Source organism: Corynebacterium sp. A21 (assembly GCF_052266655.1).
Classification (GTDB): domain Bacteria; phylum Actinomycetota; class Actinomycetes; order Mycobacteriales; family Mycobacteriaceae; genus Corynebacterium.
The window spans coordinates 74,116-95,851 of the sequence record NZ_JBQPQY010000011.1 but is presented as its reverse complement, the minus strand read 5'-3'; the positions used below and the strand labels follow the sequence as shown (position 1 = coordinate 95,851).

Below are 21,736 nucleotides of genomic sequence, written 5' to 3'. Positions count from 1 at the left end.
TTGGGCTGATTCTCGAGACCTACCCTTCACTCCAGGCGGTGTGTGAGTCATCATCTGACCCCCGGCTCTGAAGCAGGCCCGCAGAACTGGCTATCTGGCGGTGCGGATGTCGTGTTGGATCATCCGCGCTCTCCCGGGCTTCGAAAGTGCACGAACGGTGTCGACGTGCTGCTGAATTGGCTCAGCGGCCATGCCGACGATTGAACACGTTCTCGTACAGATCGTCCCCGATCAGCCCTCGCCGAACCGCCGTCGAGACCTCCGCCCAAGTTCCCGCGGGATCGACCATCAGGGAATCATAACCGTCGGTTTTATCGCCCTTGATATAGGGGAAACGGGTCAATTCGTCGACGAACTGCTCGCGATTCATGAAGCCGGCTGCGTATCGCTGGCAAATCTCATAGGGCGTCGCACCTGAAAATCCCTCCACCGGAGCCGGATCCTTCGCCGCCATCTTCAAGGTCTTCTGCACGGACGGCTGTGTGATACCGAGCCATCGCCCGATCTGGTGCTGCGAATAGTTCCCCTGAGTCGGCGCACCTCACGACGGTAATCAAGGTCATCGATCTCTCGGCGTTGGCGCAGGCGGATCGCCTTGCGGGCCTCAGCTAGCAGGTTAGGAGTAGTCATCAGAATCCCCTTTCTGGCACTTAACCTACGAGCCTTGGCTATCAACTGGTGTGGCGTTGATCTAGATCCTGTTGCGAAAGTCGTTTGAGCAACAGGTCGAGGCTGGCAACCTGGACGGTGGCCTCGAACCAGCCGGAGTATTCGTGACTGAGGATGAACTCGGGGTTTATCTATGAGTTCACGGCCACACGGAACTCGTCGAACTAATGGAGGACTCCGACAGGTGCGCATAAGCGGCCGCAGGGATCAGAATGCTGAGAGGGATGTGCGCTAGGTAGTCCACGTTCATTGTCACGGCAGTGGTCTGGGTGGACTGATCCGGGAAGGTGATGATGACCGGAATCTGGTAGTAACCCTCAGCGTGGCGTGGGGCAGTCACAGTCAGGATGTTGTCGGCGACGGAGATGGACCATCCGCCCGCACGGAGTTCCTCTAGGGCGGTGCCCTCGTCGAGGGTCAGGGTGGTTCCGGCCGGAAGATCGTCGCTCAACGGGGTGAAGGTGTCGGTGTCGCCCTGGAGAAGGTAGGTCGAGGGGTAGGTGAACAATTGCGGGTCGGGAATCTCCGGGGAAGCCTGCGCGGCAGTCACCTCCGCGGCACGGGCCAGGGGGGTCGAGATCGCGGGGGCGATCAGGGCGGTCCCAGCGATGGCGACAGTGGTGAGCACGGAGAACAGTTTTCGGGAGAGCACGTTCACAGACTCCTCGGGAGAATGATGAGTTGCCGCACCGGGTTGTGCGGCTAGTAAAACCATACGCAGGACTGCATTTCAACCCTAGCTTCGACGTCCCCGTCGTCGACGCCGATCTTGACCTGTATTTTCGCAACACGCCCTAGCAACACCTGGGGTTTGACGTTTAGGTCTCGAGGATCGACCAGATTGCATCTCTGCGGAGATCATTGGGCTGATTCTCGAGACCTGCCCTTCATTCTAGGTTTCTGGGATTTCCCGAAACCGCCAGGGGCAGAAGCCGGGGAACCAACCGGACTAGGGCAACCATGATCACCAGCTCCACCAAGGTCTGGGTGACCACCACCAGCGCAGCCAATTCGAAACCGGCTGGAAGTGCCAGCACCAGTGGCAGCACCACCAGCGAATTTCGGGTCACCCCGCTAAAGATCATTGCCCGCCTGCCGCGGATATCGAGGCGGGCTAATCGGCCCACCACCAGCCCGATCATCACCATGACCAGGGCAAAGGCAATATAAATGGGGATGACCCACAATAACTGCCCCAATTGCTGGCTCACACCATAAATCTGGGAGGCCACCACCACCGCCAGTGTGAGCATCATCAGCGGCACCATCGCCGCCGCGACCCACCCAGACCAAACGTGTCCGGCATGACTCCGGGCGGCGGCCAGCTGGGTCAGCCCTGCGGCGAGCAGTGGTACCAGAATCAGCCAGAGAAAAGCGCTGAAAAAGGGTTCCCACTCCACCGTCTCGACCACCGATGGTCCGGCGAAGGCCCAGAGAAAGAGCGGCAATAACAGCATCTGCAGCAGCATGAGGATCGGAGTGGCCGCCAGCAGCCGATCCTGGGCACCGCCGGCCAGGCCGGTGAAGACGATGACATAGTCGATGCAGGGTGCCAAGAGGACGAAGAGTACGCCCAGAAGCAGCACCTGATCCCCGGCCACGAATCGGCTCAATACCCACACCACCATCGGCACCAGCAGGAAGTTCAGCAGCAGGACCGTGAGCAGGAAACGCCAGTCCGCCATCGCTGAGCGCAGCTTTCCGAAGGGCACCGCCAGGAAGGTGGCGTAGAGCAACAGCCCCAGCACCGGGTTGATGGCGGTCTCCGCTGGTCCCGCCACACCAGGGAACCCCAGGCCCAGCAGGCCGCCCAGCAATAACGCCACCAGATACAGCGCCACCTGGTGACGCTCAAGCCAGGCCACCATCGCTAGATCTTCAGCCGCCCGCTCAGCGCCCGGGAGAGTGTGAGCTCATCGACGAACTCGAGATCCCCACCCAGCGGCATCCCGGAGGCCAGACGCGAGATCGTCAGGTCCGGGAAATCTCGGAGTAGTCGCGCGAGGTAGGCGGCGGTGGCCTCCCCCTCGGTGTTCGGGTCGGTGGCCAGGATGACTTCCTTGATGTCCGGAGTGTCATCGTAGAGCGGCGCTTCCGGGGTGGAGTCCGCGAGTTCACGGTCGGGCAGGACACCACCGATGCGCTGCAGCAGCGAGGTGATGTTGAGATCCTTGGGGCCGACGTTGGACAGTGGGTCCAGGGCGCCGCCGAGGACGTGATAGCGGCCGTTGAATTCGCCGGTGCGCTCGATGACCTGGATGTCTCGGGGTTCCTCGATCACACAGATGGTGCTGCGGTCGCGGCCGGAGTCGGCGCAGATACGGCAGAGCGCGTCGCGGGAGATATTGCCGCAGATACGGCAGAAGGCGACACCGTCACGGACGGCGCCGAGGGCATCGACAAGCCGGTTGATGTCCGCGGGTTCCACCTTCAGGAGGTGAAAGGAGATGCGTTGTGCGCTCTTCGGGCCCACGCCGGGAAGGCGGGAAAGCTCATCGATGAGGTCCTGCAGTGGTCCTTCAAACACGAGTGTGCGGTCACCCTTTTCAGATCTTGCGGTGGTGTGGAGAAAACTCCCTCCAGCTTAGGCGGAGCATCAAAACGGCCGCCCACCGCATGTTAGGTGGACGGCCGTGAGGTGTGGGGATTAGCCGAGCAGACCACCCAGATCGCCGCCACCAAGGCCCTGAGACAGCGGGCCCATCTTCTCCTGAGCCAGGTCAGCGACCTTCTGGTGGGCATCATGGAAGGCACCGGTCAGCAGGTCCTGCAGGGTCTCGATATCCTCCGGGTCGACGACCTTGGGGTCGATCTTGACCTCGGAGACGGTTCCGCCGCCATCCATCTTCACGGTGACCAGGCCGTTGCCGGCCTCACCGACGACGGTGGTGGCAATGATCTCCTGCTGCGCGGCCTGCATCTGAGCCTGCATCTGCTGAGCCTGGGCGAGGAGCTGGGACATATCCGGCTGGGACATTGAGTGCCTTTCAGGTGGGTTTTAATTCGCCCCCGCATTCTACCCGCTCACAGCGGCCGCGCGCCGAGTTCCTTCGTCAGCAACTCCATCGCGATGTCCTTCGCGTCTCGACGGTCCAGCTGACCGGGCTCCCGTGCCGCCGCCAACATCTCGTCTTCCTCGGCGCGTCGTTGGTCCTCAGCGCTTCCGCTTAACGACGCCGCCGACTGCCCCGGGGTTGCCGGGGCTGACTGTGGGGAACGACGTCCACTGCGATCCGGGATGCCCTCATCCGCAGGGTAATCATAGGGATCACCAGGCATGTCATTCGGCTCCGGCGGCAGCGGTACCCCATCAGAGAACTGCGGGCGCTGATCTCGCACCGCCATCGCCGCCTGTCCCCGCGCGGCGGCCTGCTCCCAACGACGAGGACGACGCTCCTCGGATTCCGGTACCGGCTCAGGCTGCTGCGGGGTCGGCTGCGGCTCAGGTGGTGATGCCACCACAGTGCCGCCGAGGGGTGCCGGAGCACCCCAGGTCGGGGCGGGTGCCTGCGGAGGTTCCGGCTGCGGCTTCTGGGTGCCCCCGATAGGTGCCGGAGTACCCCAGGTTTCCTGGGCCGCCTGTTGCAGGGGCTGCGGCTCCGGGCTGGGTTCAGTGGGGAGGGCCGGCTGCGCGGGCTCCTCTTCGGAATCCGCTGACTCCCGCGGTTGGGATACCCGCGGCGGCTCTCCTGAGCTACCCGCTGACTGAGACTCATGCGGGTTCCAGGTCTTCTGCAGCTGACCCGGCGCGGAAAATCCCATGGCCTCCGGGTTGGTGCCGACCACGCAGTGGACCTTCAGGGACAGGCCCATTTCATCCTTGAGCACTGCCACGATGACGTCGTTCTTGCTGGCTTCGTTAAGACGTCCCGCCAAGGCACCGGTGTTGTGCCCGAGAATCAGGGTGTCCTCCTGGATTCCCAGCACCCGGGCTTCGGTCAGCATGATCTCGGCGATCTTATTACGCTTGCCCACCTCACCACGCAAGCGAGCCCACTCGGCACGTACCTGCCCCACCACATCTTCTGGCAGCGAGGCGGCGGCAGCGGGTGCCGGTTGCGGAGCCGGAGGTTGCTGCGGCTGCGCGGCAGGCTGTACTTGCGGAACCACCGGAACGGACGGGGTGGGAGCAGGCTGTTGGGGTGCTGGCTGCGGCTGTGGAACAGCAGGGGCTGGCTGTGCCGGTGGCGTAGGAGCGGGTTGCTGGGGAGCCTGCTGCTGGACGTGCGGGGCCGGTGCTTGCGGCACGGGCGGCGCGGGAGTGGGCTGCGGCGCCGCGGGCGTCGAGACGTTCTGTTCCGCAGGGGCAACCTGCGCGGCGGCTTCCCGGGCGGCCTGTTCCCGCTCTTCGCGGGCCTGGCGCACCGAAGGGCGCTCATAGTTCGAAGCGGGAGCATTCTGATTCGCGGCCGTCTGGGGGACCTGCGCGGCGGGGGTGTTCGCTGGAGCGAACGCCTGGACCGGGGCGGTGGGCAGCAGGAGGTGGGCGATGAGGATCTCGAGCAGCAGGCGGGGTGACGTGGCACCGCGCATATCGGAGACTCGGGCATTCACCTCGGTGGCCAGGTGTGCGAGCTGGGCATCGCTGAATTTGGCGGCCTCATCCTTCAGGATCTGGGCACGCGCGGTGGGGGCGCTCACCAGCCCCATGTCGATGGCCTCGGGGACCGCGCGCAGCACCATGAGATCACGCAGGCGGTTGAGCAGGTCGGTGACGAAGCGGCGGGGCTCATGACCGGCCTCGATGACATCGTCGACGACCTGAAAGAGGGCGGCCTTATCGCTGAGGGCGAGGGAGTCGATCGCGGCGTCGATAAGTGAGAGATCAGTGACGCCAAGCAGACCTAGCGCAGACTCATAGGTCACACCCCCGGGCCCCGAACCGGCGACCAGCTGGTCCAGAATGGACAGCGAATCACGGGGGGAACCACCACCGGCCTCGATGACCAGCGGGTAGACCGAATCATCGATGGACACGCCCTCGGATTCGGCGGTGCGCTGGAGCAGACCGCGCATATCGCCCGGGGTGAGCAGGCGGAAAGGATAGTGATGGGTACGCGAACGGATCGTGCCGATCACCTTCTCCGGCTCCGTGGTGGCGAAGATGAAGATCAGGTGCTCCGGCGGTTCCTCCACGATCTTGAGCATCGCGTTGAAACCCTGCGTCGAAATCATGTGCGCCTCATCGATGATGAAGACACGGTAGCGGGAGTCCGCCGGCGCATAATGCGCCTTATCGCGCAGCTCACGCATGTCCTCGACACCGTTATGGCTGGCGGCATCGAGCTCGGTGACATCCAGGTTTCCCGGACCGCCGGGGGCCAACGAAATACAGGAGTTACAGACCCCACAGGGCGTGGAGGTCGGCCCCTGTTCACAGTTGAGGGAACGCGCAAGAATACGAGCCGAGGAGGTCTTGCCACAACCACGCGGACCTGAAAACAGATAGGCATGATTGATGCGACCAGTGTTGAGGGCGACCGACAGCGGGCCGGTCACCTGTTCCTGGCCGACGACCTCCGCGAAGGAGGCGGGACGATATTTCCGATACAGAGCCACGGCCAACAGCCTACCTTTGCCACCACGACCTTCCCCAGAAGGTCAGCGCCGCCAGTCCAGCAGATCCGCACCGGACCTGGCCAGCTCCTGCTGCAGATCCCCGATCCCGTAGGTCAGGGCGAAATCCCGCTCATCATCCGTGAGCATGATGATCTGCAGCATCACCGTTAATCTGGGGAGTTCACCGGCACCTTCCCCATGGACCTCACCGGCCGGCTCCAGCTGCTGAGGCACCTCCGGGCCCCAGACATAAGGCACCGACAGCAGCCCGTGCCGGACCGTGAAATCCTCCTCCAATTCAGCGAGGATGCCCAGTCCCGGGATCAACTGACCCGGCTGAGCAGGCGTACGCCCCGCGGCGTTACGGAGGAAATTCGCGGCCGCGCCGATGATTCTGGCGGCATCGATCTCCGCGACCCTACCGATGGTGAACAGCTCGCTACGGACATCCATCGGCGGACCATCCGGCCCCGGAGTGGAAAGTCCGGTATCGACACGACCGAAATCAGCGGTGCACGCCAACTGCTGCTTCTCCCCCAGGTCCGCGCAGCCGACATGAAAATCACCCACCCGATGAAAATCCAACTCAGTGGGGAACAATGAATCGACCCAGTAGGCCCCTTCGTCCAGATTCACCGTGAACCTCCCTCAGGTGGGTGTTTGTTTAAGAACCGAGCTTCTCGACGGCCGCGAGCAGGACGCAGGTGGCCACGCCATCCATGGCGACCTCCACCTCCTCCACCGGCGGCAACGTCGGCGCCAGGCGGATATTGCGGTTGTTCGGATCATTGTGCAGCGGGAAGGAAGAACCTGCCTCGGTCAACGAGATCCCCGCCTCCTTGGCCAATTCCACCACCCGGGCAGCGGTGCCGTCAATGACATTCAGGGAGATGAAGTAGCCACCCTCCGGAGTGGTCCAGGTCGCGACACCATGCTCGCTGAGGCGGTTGTCCAAGATCTCCAGCACCGAATTGAACTTCGGGGCGACGGAAGCAGCATGCTTGCGCATGATCGCGCGTATCCCCTCCGCCGAACCGAAGTACTGGGCGTGTGCCAGCTGGTTCAGCTTGTTCGGACCGATACCGCGGACACCGGCCTTCTTGGTGTACCAGGCCAGGTTCTCCGCCGAGGAGGCGAAGAAGGAAACACCGGCACCGGCGAAGGTGATCTTCGAGGTCGAGGACATGAACCAGAAACGGTTCGGGTTGCCAGCCTGCTCTGCCAGGTCAAGAACGTTGATGACCTCGGGGAACTCAGTGCCCAGCACGTGCACGGCGTAGGCGTTGTCCCACACAATGCGGAAGTCCGGCGCGCCGGTCTCCATCTCAGCCAGCTCACGGGCGACCTTCTCCGAGAAGGTGATCCCCGTCGGGTTGCCGAAGACCGGGACGGTCCACATGCCCTTGACCTGCGGATCCTTGGCGAGCTCGCGCACGGCGTCCATGTCGGGGCCGTCGGCAAGCATCGGAACCGGCAGCATCTCGAAGCCAAAGGTCTCGGTGATGGTGAAGTGACGGTCATAGCCCGGAACCGGGCAGATCCACTTGACCTGCTCCTCGTCCTTCCAGGGACGCTCGGAATCATTGTTGCCGAAAATATAGGACCAGGACACCAGATCGAACATGATGTTCAGGCTCGAGGAATCACCGGCATAAACCAGATCGACGGGCAGCCCCAGCAGCTCAGCCCAGATCTCGCGGATATCCGCGATGCCCTTGAGATTGCCGTAGTTACGACAATCGGTGCCGTCCTTGGCGCGGAAGTTATCTCCCGGCAGGCGCAGCAATTCATTGTTGATATCCAACTGCTCCGCGGCAGGCTTGCCACGGGTCAGATCCAGCTTGAGATTCCTGGCCTGCAGTTCTTCATATTCTGCGCGGACCTTAGCGGCGAGTTCCGCGAGGGCTTCCGGAGCCAATTCATTGAGCGTCATGTGGGCCTACCTTCCATGGTGCAACAAGTGCTCGACATGTCCGGCTCTACTTTAGACGTATTAAAAATAAGGGGACCCCGCGCACCCGTTAGAGCTCGTTGACCCTTGCTGCATTCCTGCCCTGGGGGAGTTCACAAGATAGACGCCGCACGGGATCCTGCATGAAACAATAGCGCATCGTAGTCAGAGAGAGCCAACTGCGGGGTAGATATGTATTGACTTTTGGCTCAACACCAGGTTTTGGCGGATTCTCGGCAGCGGGATGCCCGCCAGGTTCGCAGGTCGGCCCCAGGTGCCAGGATCTGCGGGCGGGGAAGCACTTTTAGGGAGGCTGAACAGGGATTTGGTGAATCGAGCAGACATTGTGTACTGTTTTTTGAGGAACGCAGCAGCACCTAGTGCCGTTGTTTTTCGCTGGAGGATTCGACTAGCGGCCTATGTCACACGCCTGGAACGCGTGCGGGTAGCAATACCCTCAAGGGTTCAAATCCCTTATCCTCCGCCAACGCACAGAACCCCCGGTGAGTAATCACCGGGGGTTCTGCTATTGCCGCCCCAGCGTACCGGAGGCCTGACCGCCGCCTCAATCACCACTTCGGGGGCCATGCCCAGCCCCGAGCTGATAGAAGGCGCTGACACTTTCCAGGTAGCTAATGATCGTCTCAAGCTCACTGTGGTTAAAAGTCCTCGTCAAAGCATCAAACTCGTCATCGCTGCGGCCATAAAGATGACGAAGAGGTTCGATCTTCTCCGGCACCAATTCAAGTATGGTTCTGCGCCGATCATTAGGGTCAGCCGTCCGACGAAGGTAGCCGGCAGCCTCCAGACGATCGACAAGCTTGGTCACAGTGCTGGCCGGCATACCGGTGGTCGCACTGATCTGCCGCGGAGTTCGCACATCTTCGCGCAGCACCAGAAGGTGAAGCGTCTGCAAGTCAGTGACCAGCAGACCATGCTGCCGGGCGACCATCTCATTACCCAAGACCGCATCCACCAGCTGGCGTTGCAATGCAATGCGGACCCGCGCCACTAATTCACTGTCACCCATAACCGTCCCCCTGCTACAGTTGGTACCGAATCGGGATCATCCCGAATGTGAAATATTTTACATCATGGGAGATGGAACATGAGGATATTGGTACCGGGAGCAACCGGCACGGTCGGAACTCACGTCGTAGAGCAGGGACTTGCCCGCGGTCACGAAGTAGTTGCCATAGCTCGAAACTCAGCCGCGCTTTCCATCGATCATCCGAAACTCATCAAGACATCTGTCGATATCCTCGATGCCGAAGCTGTTGAACCCTTGCTGGCAGGCGTGGATGCCGTGGTGAGCACTGTCGGAGTCGGCGCTTCAAAGACACCCACGACGCTCTATTCAGCGGGCACGAGGAACCTGCTTCACGGAATGAGCAAGCACGGGGTTGAGCGGATCATCGTCATCTCATCGGAAGTGGCTGAGCACTGGGCCCACCAGGGGCCACTCAAGCTCTGGGTGGTCCTACCGCTACTCCAGAAGTTTCTCGGCGCCACCTACGACGACATGCGCCGCATGGACATCGCACTGTGGGAAAGCCACGCGCAGTGGACAGCGATTCGCGCACCGCGCATCCGGACCGCCCCGGCCAGGGGAAGCTACCGACTCGAAAATCACCCACTCTCGCGTGGATGGACGATCACCGCAGCAGATATGGCCAGTGCGCTCCTGGACATTATTGAACGCGATGACCTTCAGCGACAGCACGTTTACGTGGCCAATTAGCGGATGCGAAATAACAACACCTTTCACCTGAGTTGCGCGGACGATCTTCCGCCCCCAAACAGCACCTCCCCCTCCAGCGCTCACCAGCATTCATAATTCTCCCGACTCACCGTGAATCCATGCCACCTATTGCCGATCATGCAGATCATGCAGATCATGCCACTTTCCCGGCACCCACCTCGAGCAGATCGGAGAAGTCACGGGGATCGGCAAGTGGTGGCGCAGATACCTTGGCGGCAGGCAACTCCGGGGTCCCTAACGCATGGGTAACGCAGGGCTTGCCGAAGACCACCGCCCCGAAGCAGATCAAGCCGAACAGCACTGTCAGGACGAGAAGTTTCCGCCCATGCTGCACGGCCTTCCCCCGGGCCCCCTTCCGGGTTTAACGGCAGCACGGGGAGACAACTGAAGCCATATCACCCACAGACCAAAGTTGTTGATACGTCATAAAATGGGTCTAGGCTGAGGTTATGAACACTTCTGAACTCACGGCACTCCCCCAGCGCAAGGTCGCCCGGGTCGAAGCTTCCCAGCTAGCCAAGAACACCCCGAACCACACCGCCAAGGCCGTCATTCCCCAAGGTCAGTGGGCAAAATATGATCCCTTTCTCCTGATGATGGATGATGACTTCGGCCCCGGAGCCTTCGGAGCGCACCCACACCGCGGTTTTGAAACCATCACCTATGTCATGGATGGCGCCATCAGCCACAGCGACAGCAAGGGCAACTCCGGAACCATCTACACCGGCGATATCCAGCTCATGACCGCCGGTGGCGGCGTCATCCACCTGGAGGATCCGCCCGCGGGACACCGCGTTCACCTCTTCCAGCTCTGGCTGAACCTCCCGGCCGACCAGAAGATGTCCGAGCCGCGCTACCAGGATCTACTCGGCGCCGAGATGCCCAACCGCACGGAAAACGGCGCCTCCCTGCGTATCTATTCGGGATCATCGGCCGGCATCGAAGGCCCGGCGCTCAATCATCAGCCGGTGCGCCTGGTGGCCGGCACCATTCCGGCGGGAACAACCATCCACCAGGATCTTCGCGGTGGCGAAAACACCTTCATCACGGTGGTATCGGGTTCCGCCACGATCGGCGCAGCAGCCACCCCGGTGCCCGCCGGACACACCGCCTGGCTGGAGCTCTCCGACTCCACCGAAACCGCCGTGGCGATCACTGCGGAAACCGACCTGCATATTTTCCTTGCCGCCGCTGAGCCGCTGCAGGAACCGGTGGTGGCCCACGGCCCCTTCGTGATGAACTCCGCAGCGCAGATTGAGCAGGCCTTCAGCGACTATCAGGCCGGAACCTTCGCCGGTTAGCGCCAGATAAAAGGTTCCCTCGGTAGCGCTGCGGGATCGAAGACCTCGAGCAGTTGCGCGGGGGTGCTCACTCCCGGGTAACCGAGGGACGCCGAGAGCTTTTCGACGACCGCGGTGACCGGGGCGCAACTAAGCATCTCGCGCAGGGTGACCGCGCCATCGCGCTTGGCCAGGCGACGCCCCTCCGCGTTAAGCACCAACGGGACATGGACATACTCGGGCACGGGCAGACCGAGGAGCTGCGCGAGGTAAGCCTGGCGCGGGGCAGAGGAGAGCAGATCATCGCCGCGGACAACCTGATCAATCCCCTGCGCGCCATCATCGACGACGACCGCGAGATTATAAGCCCAGTCCGGGGCCTGACCACCACGGCGGAGAATGAAATCATCGACGGCACCGGTGTACTCGCCCAGGAGAGTGTCATGGATGGTGAACTCCTGGACCGAGGCGCGGAGGCGGAGCGCCGGGAGACGGTTCTGCTGCTTCAGCTCCTCACGCTTCTGGGCGCGTTCGGCCTCGCTGAGATCGCGGCAGGTGCCGGGATAGGAACCCGGAATCGAATGCGGTGCACGGGAAGCCTCCTGAATCTCCTTCCGGGAGCAGAAACACTCGAAGGTGGGGAGCTTATCGAGGGCGCTTTGGTATGCCGCAGAATTATCGGACTGGTAGGTCGGCTCACCATCCCAGTCCAAACCCAGCTGCTCTAGATCCGCTACCTGCCGGTGCGCCGACTCCAGGGAGGAACGCTGCGTATCGATATCCTCAATGCGCAGATAGAAGGAACGCCCGGTGTGGCGGGCAAAGAGCCAGGCCAACACCGCCGTGCGGAGATTACCGAAATGGAGATCGCCACTCGGGGAAGGGGCGTAGCGGCCGGCGCCGGTTGTACTTGAGTGCATGACTTGAGGGTATGGCACGATATCCGGGTGACCAATACACCAGATAACGGGCCTGGGCAGGGCGCCGCCGACACAAGTGGCATTGCCACCCCGCAGTCCGCAGCGTCCGCTTCCGTGCCTAACTTTATTCCGCTCCAGAAGTCCTACTACCCGATTCTCGTCTCGCTATTCGTGGCGATCTTCCTGCTCTCGAATATCCTCGCCACCAAAGGCGTGGAGATCGGGCCGCTGATCACCGACGGTGCCTTCTTCCTCTTCCCACTCTCCTACGTCATCGGCGATGTGCTCGCCGAATGCTACGGCTTCAAATCCACCCGACGCGCCATCTGGACCGGATTCGGCGTGACCATGCTGGCCGTGGGGGCCTTTTACCTGGCCATCTGGCTGCCAGCCGCTTCTTTCTACCCCGGGCAGGATTCCTTTGAAGACGTGCTCGGGCTGGTGCCCCAGATCGTGCTCGCATCCCTAGCCGGCTACGTCGTGGGACAGCTACTGAACTCATACGTGCTGGTGGCGATCAAAAAACGGACCGGCGAGAAATCACTCTGGGCACGACTGCTCGGCTCAACAGTCGTCGGCGAATTCGGCGACACTCTCATCTTCTGCACCCTCGCCGCCTCCGTCATCGGGATCACGACAGTGGGCGGACTGGCGAACTACGTGCTGGTGGGCTTCCTCTGGAAGACCCTGCTGGAAATTGCGCTGCTGCCGGTGACCTATACCGTGATTCGCTGGGTCAAACGCAAGGAAGGGTACCCGGGGGTTTAGGGGGTTGGGTTGGGTTGGGTTGGGGGACCCCGCTAGGCAAAATATGTGCAAAATGCCCAGAATATGCTCTTTGGAGTGTTTTAAAGGTCGTTTTGCACATATTCTGCCCCACCGCCCGGGCTGTGTTTCTTGACCAGATTCCAGTGCTACCAAGCGATCCCGGCAGATGACCACTGTGCCTTCGGAAACACCAGCTTTTCGTGATTTGTTCGATTGATCTCCCGAGTAAGGTCTTCCAGCCAAGACTCATCTCGGAAGTTTTCGCGATCGACCCGGATGACCCGAATACCGGCATTGAGTAATCCACGCTCCCGCCACCGCTCATCCTGCATTGCCCCGATAACCGATTGGCCGAATTCACCGTTATATTTTCCTCGACCATCGTATTCAACGGCAATCGAATACTCAGGGAAAAACAGATCAACACGGCCGAGGAAATCCCCTCGGTGATCCCAAATATTTGCCTGCATTTGAGGAGCTGGAAGCTTCGCTCGCCAGATTCTCATTCTTATCAATGACTCTCGAGGGCTTTCCCCTGCTGGATGAGCAAGTGCGACTGCCTGCTCGGCAAACTTTGCACCATGGTGATCTCGGACTTCCTCCAAAACTGATTCCAATCCGGCTCTGCTCACCATTGCTTCCCGCATTGCATGATCCATCCCGCACACAGCATCTGGAATCCCATGCCAGCGTGCAATATCAACCAAGGTCTGAGCCAGCGACGTAACTTTCCCTTTATCGTGGGGTTCGGAAAAGTTGAGGATCGGCTGTCTTTCCAACACAACCAGCGTTCTCAGCCGGACGTACTTACTGCGGGCACCCCCACTCCCACCAACCCGAGCCTGCTCAACGTATTTCGGGACCTCACCGTAGGGAACCCGCCACATCGCGGCAGCGGACTTTCCCACCAGAGTGTAAGAAGGTCGTGTTATCGCGGCAGCCATGCATCGAAGCCTGTATCGCTCCCACTCCTTCTGCAGGTGAAATTCCACCGAAGGAACGTAAATCCCGGCCTGCAATTTGACCAGTTCCTTGGCCCGAAAACGCTCCCCTATTTTATGCCGTTCCTGACTGCTGAGCCCAGCAGTCAGGATCAGCATCTCCTCATGGTCCGACACCAATCCAGATAATCACAGAACCTGCGGACCGGCAGTGCTAGACGAACGAGCCCACCGACTGCAGAATCACCACCACTGCTCCCATCAGCGAGAGGCCGACCGCGCCGAGATAGAGCACCCGGGAATTCATATGGCGGTTGACCAGCCCAGAGAGCAGAAAGCCCACGGCAACCGCTGGCAGAAAAAGCAGTGCGGCGCGCACATGCTCCAGGTGCAGCGAGCCGCTTACTGACAGCAACGTAATTGATAGTGCACTGCCGATGACGAAAGCGGCGCCCATGGTGCTGCGGATCTTCGCCACTGGGAGATCGCGGAGAATAATCGAGAGTGGCGGCCCACCAATCGCGGTGGAAGTACCCAGCAGGCCAGAGGCCGCACCTGCGATCACGGCGGCACGGGGGCCGTGGCCAGGCCGCCAGCCCACGAGACTACTGATGATTCCGATGATCACCGCGCCAGCCAGCACCAGCGAAAGCCCCGCCACCGGCAGCAAGGCCACCGCGGCCGCACCCAATACAGATCCCGGGATCCGACCGATGCTGGTCCAGAGCACGACCCGCCACTCCACGCCGCCTCGATCACGCAGCAGTGTCGCGGCAGAGAGCACCAGTGCCAGCAGCAGGATCAGTGCCGGTAAGAGGTCTGGCCGCATGAGCACGATCAGGGGTGCCGCAAGCATTCCCAGGCCAAAGCCGATGGAACCCTGCACGCAGGCCGCCACCATCAGGATCACGGCGATGATAATCATTTCCACGTGAGCAGCCTACTGGCTGGCAGAAATTAGCGGGTAGCAACTACTCCCGAGTAGTAGCGCCCCATGAATTCATCCCGGTAGGCCTCGTAGTAGCCGCCGTCGATGGCTGCACGGGCGTTATCCACCAGGGTGATCATGAACTGCAGGTTATGGATGGTGCACAGGGTGCCGGCCAGGAATTCCTTCGCCTTGAGGAGGTGGTGGATGTAGGCGCGGGAGTAATTTTCGGAGACATACCCACCGAATTCTTCATCTACACCGCTGAAATCCCGCTTGAAACGGGCACCGGTCAGGTTCAGCCGACCATCCAGCGTGTACACCCCACCGCGGCGGCCCAGACGGGTCGGGGAGACACAGTCGAAGGTATCCGCACCTGCCTCAATGGCAGCAAAGAGATCATCCGGCTCAGAGATGCCGAGCAGGTGGCGGGGCTTGTCCTCGGGCAGCTCATCGCAGACCCAGCCCACGATGGTGCCCAGATTCTCCTTCTCAATGGCACCGCCGATGCCGAAGCCCCCAAAGCCACGACGCCCCTCCGCCACAGCCTGGCGATCCAGTTCCAACAGGCCGCGGGTGGCCTGACGGCGCAGGTCCTCATACTGCGCGCCCTGCACCACACCCCAGAGCGACTGCAGCGGCTTGCCCACCCGCTCCTGGGTCAGTCGCTCATGCTCGAGCAGACACCGCTCCGCCCACAGGCGAGTGCGCTCCACCGAATTGAGCTGGTAGTCATAGGTGTCCACCAAGGTGGTCAGCTCATCGAAGGCGAACATGATGTCCGCTCCCAGGCCGTGCTGGATCTGCATGGACACCTCAGGGGTAAAACGGTGCTTTGATCCGTCGATGAAGGACTTGAAGTTCACGCCATCATCATCGACGTGGGCCATACGCTCTTTCTCTGCGGCTTTGATGTCCCCGCGGGCCAGATCCTTGGTATCCATCGCCAGGACCTTTTTGTAGCCTGCGCCCAGGCTCATCACCTGGAATCCACCGGAGTCGGTGTAGGTCGGGCCCCGCCAATTCGTGAAGTTACTCAAACCGCCAGCCGCATCCACAATATCGTGACCGGGTTGCAGATAGAGGTGATAGGCATTCGAGAGAATCGCCTGCGCCCCGGTCTGGCGGATCTGCTCCGGGGTGAGCGTCTTAACGGTCGCTTTAGTGGCCACCGGGATGAAGGCCGGGGTGGCAATATCGCCGTGCGGCGTATGGATGACGCCGGTCCGGCCATTCTTGCCCGGACCGTCCTGCTCCAGGCGGGTGCCCAGGGTGAAGGAGGTGTCCGTGACGGGTTGGGAGGGGGTACTCATGGAGGACAGTCTAAGTGAAATCAAACTGTGACTCAGAATCCCGGCGGGTGAAGGGATTGAAGGGATGGGGCTTCACCCGGTCATTCCTCAACCAGTCAAAGCCTATCCTCACCCCGCTCAGCACCGGCAGAGCCGCCGTAGGCCTACTTCACCGGCAGCTCTTCAGTCCGTGCTCCCCCAGAATCCCCAGGTCCCCCGGTTTCCTCAGAATCACTGCGCTCAGCGGCACGCTTCGCTTCAAATCCTGCCAGGGTCCGCTGGTATTCCTCTTCCAGTGCGGAGCCTTCGACGTCGAGCTGCGGCAGGATGCGGTCCAGCCAGCGGGGCATCCACCAGGTAGCGCGTCCCATGAGGAACATGGTGGCCGGCATCAGTGCCATGCGGATGAAGAAGGCGTCGAAGAAGACGCCGGCGGCGAGGGCGAAGCCGAAGATCTGGATGAAGGGCAGGGGCTGGTCGATGAAGGCGACGAAGACGGCGATCATGATCAGGGCGGCGGAGGTGACCACGCGGGCGCCGGAGGTGAAGCCTTCAATGACGGATTCTTCGACTGCGTTGTATTTCGATCCGGGCCGGTCCACTCCACCGCTGTGGGTGTAGTGCTCGCGCATTCGGGTGACCAGGAAGACCTGGTAGTCCATGGCCAAGCCGAAGGTGACGCCGATGAGGAAGATCGGCATGAAGGAGATCAGCGGGCCAGGGGTGTTGACCATGTCCCAGAGGCCCTCTTGCCAGACCAGCACGGTGATGCCGAAGGCGGCACCGACGGAGAGCAGGAATCCCAGGCCGGCGACCACCGGCACCATGATGGAGCGGAAGACCAGGAGGAGCAGGATGATGGCCAGGCCGACGACGACCGCGAGGTAGAGCGGCATGGCTCCGGCGAGGCGTTCGGTGATGTCCATCTGAACGGCTGTCAGGCCGGTCAGCCCGAAGGTGACACCGGTGGCGTCCTCGATCTCCTGACCCTGCGCACGGAGGGCTTCGGCCACCGTGGTGGTGGCGTGGTCATCAGGGCCGGTGTAGGGCGTGACCAGCAGCTGGGCGGCCGAGCCGTCCTCGTTGAGGCCGATGATCTGGGCGTGCTTGACGTCTGTCAGGCCGGAGAGTTGCTGGGTGGTGTAGAGGTAGGTGCTCGACTGTGCCGCAGCCAGCGGGTCAAACTCGGTCCCATTCTGCACCGCCATGTCTTCCTGCACCCGGACCAGGGGCTCGAGCGCCCCGGCTTCGGGATTGACCTCATCGGCGTCGAGAATCACCAGGAAGGGGGCGTTGACGCCCTCGCCGAAACCTTCAGACATGATGTCGGCGGACTTGCGTTGGGTGGTGTCCAGGTTGGAGGTGGAGTCTGAGGGCAGCGCCATTTCCAGGCCCATCACGGGAATTGTGAGGGCACCCAGGCCGAGCACGACCACGGCCATGACCAGGCCGGGGGCCTTGTGGACGAGCGTCACCCAGCGGTAGCCCATCGTGGGTCGGGTGCGTCGTTTCCCGGCATTTGCTCCCTTCTTGCGTGGGTTACCCGCGATACCGGGGATCCGCCCGCTGAAGGTCTTGTCGCCGAAGATACCCAGCAGCGCGGGGATGAAGGTCAGCGCCACCAGTACTGAAACGAAGACGGTGAAGGCCGCGGACAGCCCCATGGCGGTGAGGAATTCAATGTTGACGATCGACAGCGCCACCAGCGCGATGATGACGGTTGCACCCGCGAAGAGCACCGCGGAACCGGCGGTACCCACCGCCATGCCGGCGGCTTCATCGGCGGGCATTCGGGCACGTTCGGTGCGGTAGCGCGAGAGGATGAACAGGGCGTAATCGATCCCCACTGCCAGGCCGATCATCACAGCCAGGACCGGGGTGATGTTATTCAGTTCGGTGAAGGCGGTGGCACCGACGATGACCAGCGCGCCGATGCCCACGCCGATGATGGCGGTGATCAGCGGCAGTCCAGCGGCGGTCAGGGAGCCGAAGGTGAAGATCAACACGATGAAGGCGATGATCAGGCCGATGATCTCCGAGGTGGTTTTGACGGTGATGGGATCACCGAAACCGGCACCACCGGCCTCCACGGTCAGCCCCCCGGCGCGGCCGACCTCCATGGCTTCGTTGACCACGTCGCGGTGTTCCTGGGTGACGTCCATGCTGGTGGGGACGTCGAAGGTGAAGGTGGTGTAGCCGATGGTGGCGTCATCATTGATCATTGCCAGGTTCTCGGCGTCGATCTGGGCGACCTCCGCCGGTACCCCGGCCTCGCTCATCTGCGCAATGACGCTTTCCTGCAGCACCGGGGAGACCTCCACCGGGTTGCCGAAGCGTTCGGTGCCGGTCAGGCCTTCGAGGTTGGCTTCGATGAAGGCGACAGTCGCATCGATCGCCGCCATATTTCCGCGATCCTCGAGCGTCTCCCCTTCGGGGGCCTTGAACACCAGGTTCACGCCGGCTGCGTTGACCGGGTTGGCCATGCCGGGGAACTCCTCCCCCAGCATGTAGGTCGCGTCAATCGAGGGGGTTCCCGAGATCGCGAACTGATTGGAGAAGGGCTTCATGATGCTGAGCGCCCCACCGGCAACCGCCGCGAAGATCAGCAGCCATGCCGAGATGACGATCCACTTTTTACGGAAGGACCAGCGTCCCAGCTTGAACAACCATTTGGCCACGTGCGGAAACTCCTGCGGGTGGGAATCAGAATACTAACGGACCCAGTCTACTGACGCGATCTGAAAAGTCTGTATGCCAGCGCTTATCGACGCCGCCTTGAACCCGGCGCAGTGCGCGGAAACAGCAGAATCCCGTGCTCTCGGGGAGCACGGGATTCTTGTGGCGGTGGCGGAGGGATTTGAACCCTCGGTTGGGGGTTACCCAACAATCGCTTTCGAGGCGATCACCTTCGGCCGCTCGGACACGCCACCGCCGACTAGATTATCGGATGGGCACCGAGGCGACCAAATCGCTGCTTACTTGTTGCCCTTGAAGGAACCGAGGACCTTGTTGGCGGCATCCTTGACGGCATCTCCGGCCTCGGAGACCTTGTCCTTGATTCCGGCCTTGGCCTGGTCGGCCTTGCCTTCGTCCTTGAGGCTCTCGTTATCGGTGGCCTCGCCAAAAGCTTCCTTGGCCTTGCCGCCGAAATCTTCTGCCTTGTTCTCAAAATCACCCATGGTCAAACTCCTTTTAGTCGTTTCCGCCGAATTTGCCGTCATTTTTGCTGTGGTCGAGGTGGGCACGGCCCAACTTCTCGTTGAGGGTCTGCTCGTCTGCGTTGGAAGGGTCGGAGGCGAGCTTCTCGCGCGCCTGCTCGGCGGCGTCACCGGCCTTTTCCTTCCCTCCGCTCAGTACGTCTTTTGCCTTTTCCGTGAAATCGGACATACCTTCACTCCTCGCGTTCATTGGGTGCTACTCCGCCCACTCTAACGACGCCGAGCGGACTGTGCCGGATATCACTAAATCGTTATGGAATGCACAGCCGGCGGCCAGTTAACGCAGTCCTTCGAAAAAGCCAACCAGCTGCGCCGCACATTCTTCCTCAAGTACTCCACCGCGCACCTGCGCGCGGTGGAGTACGGCGGGATCGCGCACCACGTCGAAAATGGAGCCGCAGGCACCGGTCTTGGGCTCATAGGCGCCAAAGAGGATCGTGCCGATCCGCGCACCGACCAGCGCGCCGGCACACATGGTGCAGGGCTCGAGGGTCACCGCCAGGGTGCAGTCGCTCAATCGCCAGCCGTCATCGAAGGCGCGCACGGCAGCACGGATGGCGAGGATCTCGGCATGTGCGGTGGGATCTCGATCCGCTTCCCGACGGTTCGTGCCCACCCCCAGCTCGGTGCCGTCGGGGCCGAAGATGACGGCTCCCACCGGGACGTCGCCAAGCGGGGTGGTGGCAGCGACCGCCAGGGCGCGGCGGATCTTCGCCTCGGCGTCGAGCTCACCGAGGGGGCGGGGCAGGACGCTCAATCGAGGTCCAGGCCCGCGACGTCGACCAGCTCATCGAGGAAGCCGAGGTCCTCGGCGATGCGGATCAGCTGCTCGGTGGGCCAGAGTTCATCATCATCGCAGATCACGCCCATCGCTTCCTCGGAGAGTCCGAGGTCGGCGAGGATGTCGAAATCACCCTCCGCCCAGGGGTCGACATCATCAAGCTCATTGGGATCGAGATTCGGGACCTCGGCGTTGATCTCTTCGAGGGCGGCGGCGGCGAAATCATCCTCGACGGCCGCGGTGGCGTCGGAAAGCAGCACCCGAGCGCCCTCGGGCGTCGGACGGACCAGGACGAAATAGTCCTCATCTACACAGAGCATGGCGAAAGCCGGGCCTTCACTGCGCATCGCGCGGACCCGGTTGATGGAGGTGCCCAGGCTGGAAAAGTCATCGTCGAAAGAACGGACGTGCCAGGCACCATCCATCAGGGTGACCGTCACGGCAAAACTGTCCCCATACTCATCGGCGTTCATACCAGGTAACCGTAGTCTTTGTGTGCCACACTTGTCAGGTGACTTCAAGAGACATCTCCCGCCCGGTCTGCCTGCTCGGCCTCGGACTCATCGGCGGTTCCCTCCTCCGTGACCTGAGCGCGCACGGACATTCCTGCTTCGGCTTCAACCGTTCCCCCTCCGGCACCCGCAGTGCGCTGGCGGAAGGCTTTGACGTCAGCACTGATCTGGTGGCCACGCTGCAGCGTGCCGAAGCGGAAAACGCTCTGCTCGTGATCGCCACGCCGATGCCCGCGGTGGAGTCCATTCTCGCGGCCATCAAGGAACATGCCCCCACCTGCGGCATCACCGATGTCGTTTCCGTGAAGACCCAGGTGCTCAACCTGGTGCGTACCGCTGGCCTGACCGAGCGCTACGTCGGCAGCCACCCCATGGCCGGCACCTCCGAAAGCGGCTGGAAGGCCTCACACCAGGGCCTGTTCAAGGGTGCCGCCTGGGTGGTCACCTTCGATCATGCCTATGACTCCCCCTCGGGCCCCACCAAGGAATGGATCGCCCTGTGGACCGATGTGGTGCGCATGGCCAAACTGACCAAGGCCGAGGTCATCCCCGCGCGGGTACACGCCCATGACTCCGCCGTCGCCCGCATCTCCCACCTGCCGCACGTGCTCGCCGAGGCACTGGCCATCACCGGCGACAACGGCGGCGCACTGAGCCTCTCCCTGGCCGCCGGCAGCTTCCGCGACTCCACCCGCGTCGCCGCCACCGCCCCCTCTCTGGTCCGCGCCATGTGCGAAACCAACTCGGAGGCGCTGCTCGTCGCCCTCGACGAGGCCTTGGCACTGCTTATCGACGCCCGCGCCCACCTCTCCGAGGCCACGCCCACCATCGAGGATCTCGCCGACAACGGCTACCGCTCCCGGATCCGCTACGAGGCCCGCTCCGGGCAAGGCCGGGACAGCGACTCTGTCAGCCCCTCCCCCATCTCCGGACGGCCCGTGCTGCGCATCATCCCGGGAAGCCCCCACTGGCTGCGCAGCCTGGAGCAGGCGGAGAACCTGGGAGCCCGGATCGAGGTTCTTTAGGGTTTTGTTGGCGGGTTCGGTCTGCTGGTGGCGGGTTTCCCTCGGCTCAGCGGCTCGCACGCCGGGGAGCCCCCTTTCCCTCGCCGTGGGCTAGGACTGTTGCGGGGTGAGCGGGCCAGACAACGCGGCA

The 21,736-nt window shown here is 62.2% G+C and carries 23 protein-coding genes, 2 tRNA genes and 1 other RNA gene; 5 read left to right on the top strand and 21 right to left on the bottom strand.

From position 1 onward, the window contains the following. Positions 1-181 precede the first annotated feature (181 nt). From ACTU46_RS13415 to ffs, 9 genes are all read right to left on the bottom strand, one after another. Positions 182-472: a hypothetical protein gene (locus ACTU46_RS13415; RefSeq protein ID WP_443382485.1), complete on the bottom strand. Its 291-nt coding sequence runs from the start codon at positions 470-472 to the stop codon at positions 182-184. A gap of 336 nt (positions 473-808) precedes the next feature. Then, positions 809-1,321 (bottom strand): Rib/alpha-like domain-containing protein, encoded by a 513-nt coding sequence (locus ACTU46_RS13410; protein ID WP_443382483.1) that lies wholly within the window; start codon positions 1,319-1,321, stop codon positions 809-811. Between the two features lie 235 nt (positions 1,322-1,556). Further along, on the bottom strand, positions 1,557-2,537 hold the full coding sequence (locus ACTU46_RS13405) for an arsenic resistance protein (RefSeq protein ID WP_443382481.1): 981 nt from the start codon (positions 2,535-2,537) through the stop codon (positions 1,557-1,559). Positions 2,538-2,539: 2 nt separating this feature from the next. Continuing rightward, on the bottom strand, positions 2,540-3,196 hold the full coding sequence (locus tag ACTU46_RS13400) for a recombination mediator RecR (protein WP_443382479.1): 657 nt from the start codon (positions 3,194-3,196) through the stop codon (positions 2,540-2,542). 120 nt (positions 3,197-3,316) lie between these two features. Further along, positions 3,317-3,646 (bottom strand): YbaB/EbfC family nucleoid-associated protein, encoded by a 330-nt coding sequence (locus ACTU46_RS13395; protein ID WP_443382477.1) that lies wholly within the window; start codon positions 3,644-3,646, stop codon positions 3,317-3,319. Positions 3,647-3,693: 47 nt separating this feature from the next. Further along, the gene (locus ACTU46_RS13390) at positions 3,694-6,228 is read right to left on the bottom strand and encodes a DNA polymerase III subunit gamma and tau (RefSeq protein ID WP_443382475.1); all 2,535 of its coding nucleotides are present in this window, start codon (positions 6,226-6,228) and stop codon (positions 3,694-3,696) included. A 42-nt stretch (positions 6,229-6,270) separates the two neighbouring features. Further along, a complete protein-coding gene (locus ACTU46_RS13385) occupies positions 6,271-6,864 on the bottom strand; it encodes a suppressor of fused domain protein (RefSeq protein ID WP_443382473.1) in 594 nt (197 codons plus the stop codon). 28 nt (positions 6,865-6,892) lie between these two features. Then, positions 6,893-8,161, bottom strand: a complete 1,269-nt coding sequence (locus tag ACTU46_RS13380) for an aminotransferase class I/II-fold pyridoxal phosphate-dependent enzyme (RefSeq protein ID WP_443382471.1) — start codon at positions 8,159-8,161, stop codon at positions 6,893-6,895. A gap of 63 nt (positions 8,162-8,224) precedes the next feature. Next, positions 8,225-8,323, bottom strand: an RNA gene (gene ffs, locus ACTU46_RS13375) — signal recognition particle sRNA small type. Between the two features lie 254 nt (positions 8,324-8,577). Here ffs and ACTU46_RS13370 point away from each other — a divergent pair. Continuing rightward, a tRNA-Ser gene (locus ACTU46_RS13370) sits at positions 8,578-8,666 on the top strand. Between the two features lie 78 nt (positions 8,667-8,744). Here ACTU46_RS13370 and ACTU46_RS13365 read toward each other — a convergent pair. After that, complete coding sequence (locus ACTU46_RS13365; protein ID WP_443382469.1) at positions 8,745-9,209, bottom strand: MarR family winged helix-turn-helix transcriptional regulator; 465 nt, start codon at positions 9,207-9,209, stop codon at positions 8,745-8,747. Positions 9,210-9,287: 78 nt separating this feature from the next. Between ACTU46_RS13365 and ACTU46_RS13360 the strand changes: the two genes are divergently transcribed. Then, positions 9,288-9,920 (top strand): NAD(P)-dependent oxidoreductase, encoded by a 633-nt coding sequence (locus tag ACTU46_RS13360; RefSeq protein ID WP_443382467.1) that lies wholly within the window; start codon positions 9,288-9,290, stop codon positions 9,918-9,920. Between the two features lie 154 nt (positions 9,921-10,074). On the opposite strand, the gene ACTU46_RS13355 is transcribed toward ACTU46_RS13360, so the two are convergent. Then, positions 10,075-10,242 (bottom strand): hypothetical protein, encoded by a 168-nt coding sequence (locus ACTU46_RS13355; protein WP_443382465.1) that lies wholly within the window; start codon positions 10,240-10,242, stop codon positions 10,075-10,077. A 148-nt stretch (positions 10,243-10,390) separates the two neighbouring features. On the opposite strand from ACTU46_RS13355, the gene ACTU46_RS13350 reads away from it, so the two are divergent. Next, on the top strand, positions 10,391-11,242 hold the full coding sequence (locus ACTU46_RS13350; protein WP_443382463.1) for a pirin family protein: 852 nt from the start codon (positions 10,391-10,393) through the stop codon (positions 11,240-11,242). Here the strand turns inward: ACTU46_RS13350 and gluQRS are convergent. Beyond that, positions 11,239-12,141: a tRNA glutamyl-Q(34) synthetase GluQRS gene (gluQRS, locus tag ACTU46_RS13345; RefSeq protein WP_443382461.1), complete on the bottom strand. Its 903-nt coding sequence runs from the start codon at positions 12,139-12,141 to the stop codon at positions 11,239-11,241. The two genes, ACTU46_RS13350 and gluQRS, sit on opposite strands and share 4 nt — an antisense overlap. Before the next feature lie 27 nt (positions 12,142-12,168). On the opposite strand from gluQRS, the gene ACTU46_RS13340 reads away from it, so the two are divergent. Beyond that, positions 12,169-12,909 carry a queuosine precursor transporter gene (locus tag ACTU46_RS13340; protein WP_443382459.1) on the top strand — a complete coding sequence of 247 codons (741 nt, stop codon included), beginning with the start codon at positions 12,169-12,171 and terminating at the stop codon, positions 12,907-12,909. A 146-nt stretch (positions 12,910-13,055) separates the two neighbouring features. Here ACTU46_RS13340 and ACTU46_RS13335 read toward each other — a convergent pair whose 3' ends face one another. From ACTU46_RS13335 to ACTU46_RS13295, 9 genes are all read right to left on the bottom strand, one after another. After that, positions 13,056-14,009 (bottom strand): hypothetical protein, encoded by a 954-nt coding sequence (locus ACTU46_RS13335; protein WP_443382457.1) that lies wholly within the window; start codon positions 14,007-14,009, stop codon positions 13,056-13,058. Between the two features lie 55 nt (positions 14,010-14,064). After that, a complete protein-coding gene (locus ACTU46_RS13330) occupies positions 14,065-14,775 on the bottom strand; it encodes a sulfite exporter TauE/SafE family protein (protein ID WP_443382506.1) in 711 nt (236 codons plus the stop codon). A 32-nt stretch (positions 14,776-14,807) separates the two neighbouring features. Continuing rightward, positions 14,808-16,091: a tRNA guanosine(34) transglycosylase Tgt gene (gene tgt / locus ACTU46_RS13325; protein ID WP_443382455.1), complete on the bottom strand. Its 1,284-nt coding sequence runs from the start codon at positions 16,089-16,091 to the stop codon at positions 14,808-14,810. 143 nt (positions 16,092-16,234) lie between these two features. After that, positions 16,235-18,748, bottom strand: a complete 2,514-nt coding sequence (locus tag ACTU46_RS13320) for an MMPL family transporter (protein ID WP_443382453.1) — start codon at positions 18,746-18,748, stop codon at positions 16,235-16,237. A gap of 161 nt (positions 18,749-18,909) precedes the next feature. Further along, positions 18,910-19,000: transfer RNA gene (locus tag ACTU46_RS13315), tRNA-Ser, on the bottom strand. Between the two features lie 45 nt (positions 19,001-19,045). After that, entirely contained in the window at positions 19,046-19,249 is a 204-nt protein-coding gene (locus ACTU46_RS13310) for a CsbD family protein (RefSeq protein WP_443382451.1), read from the bottom strand. Positions 19,250-19,262: 13 nt separating this feature from the next. Next, on the bottom strand, positions 19,263-19,457 hold the full coding sequence (locus ACTU46_RS13305; RefSeq protein WP_443382449.1) for a hypothetical protein: 195 nt from the start codon (positions 19,455-19,457) through the stop codon (positions 19,263-19,265). Between the two features lie 108 nt (positions 19,458-19,565). Further along, the gene (locus tag ACTU46_RS13300; RefSeq protein ID WP_443382503.1) at positions 19,566-20,036 is read right to left on the bottom strand and encodes a nucleoside deaminase; all 471 of its coding nucleotides are present in this window, start codon (positions 20,034-20,036) and stop codon (positions 19,566-19,568) included. A 5-nt stretch (positions 20,037-20,041) separates the two neighbouring features. Then, positions 20,042-20,542: a tRNA adenosine deaminase-associated protein gene (locus tag ACTU46_RS13295; protein WP_443382447.1), complete on the bottom strand. Its 501-nt coding sequence runs from the start codon at positions 20,540-20,542 to the stop codon at positions 20,042-20,044. A gap of 38 nt (positions 20,543-20,580) precedes the next feature. Here ACTU46_RS13295 and ACTU46_RS13290 point away from each other — a divergent pair, with 38 nt between their 5' ends. After that, a complete protein-coding gene (locus tag ACTU46_RS13290) occupies positions 20,581-21,606 on the top strand; it encodes a prephenate dehydrogenase (RefSeq protein ID WP_443382445.1) in 1,026 nt (341 codons plus the stop codon). Positions 21,607-21,736: the final 130 nt, after the last annotated feature.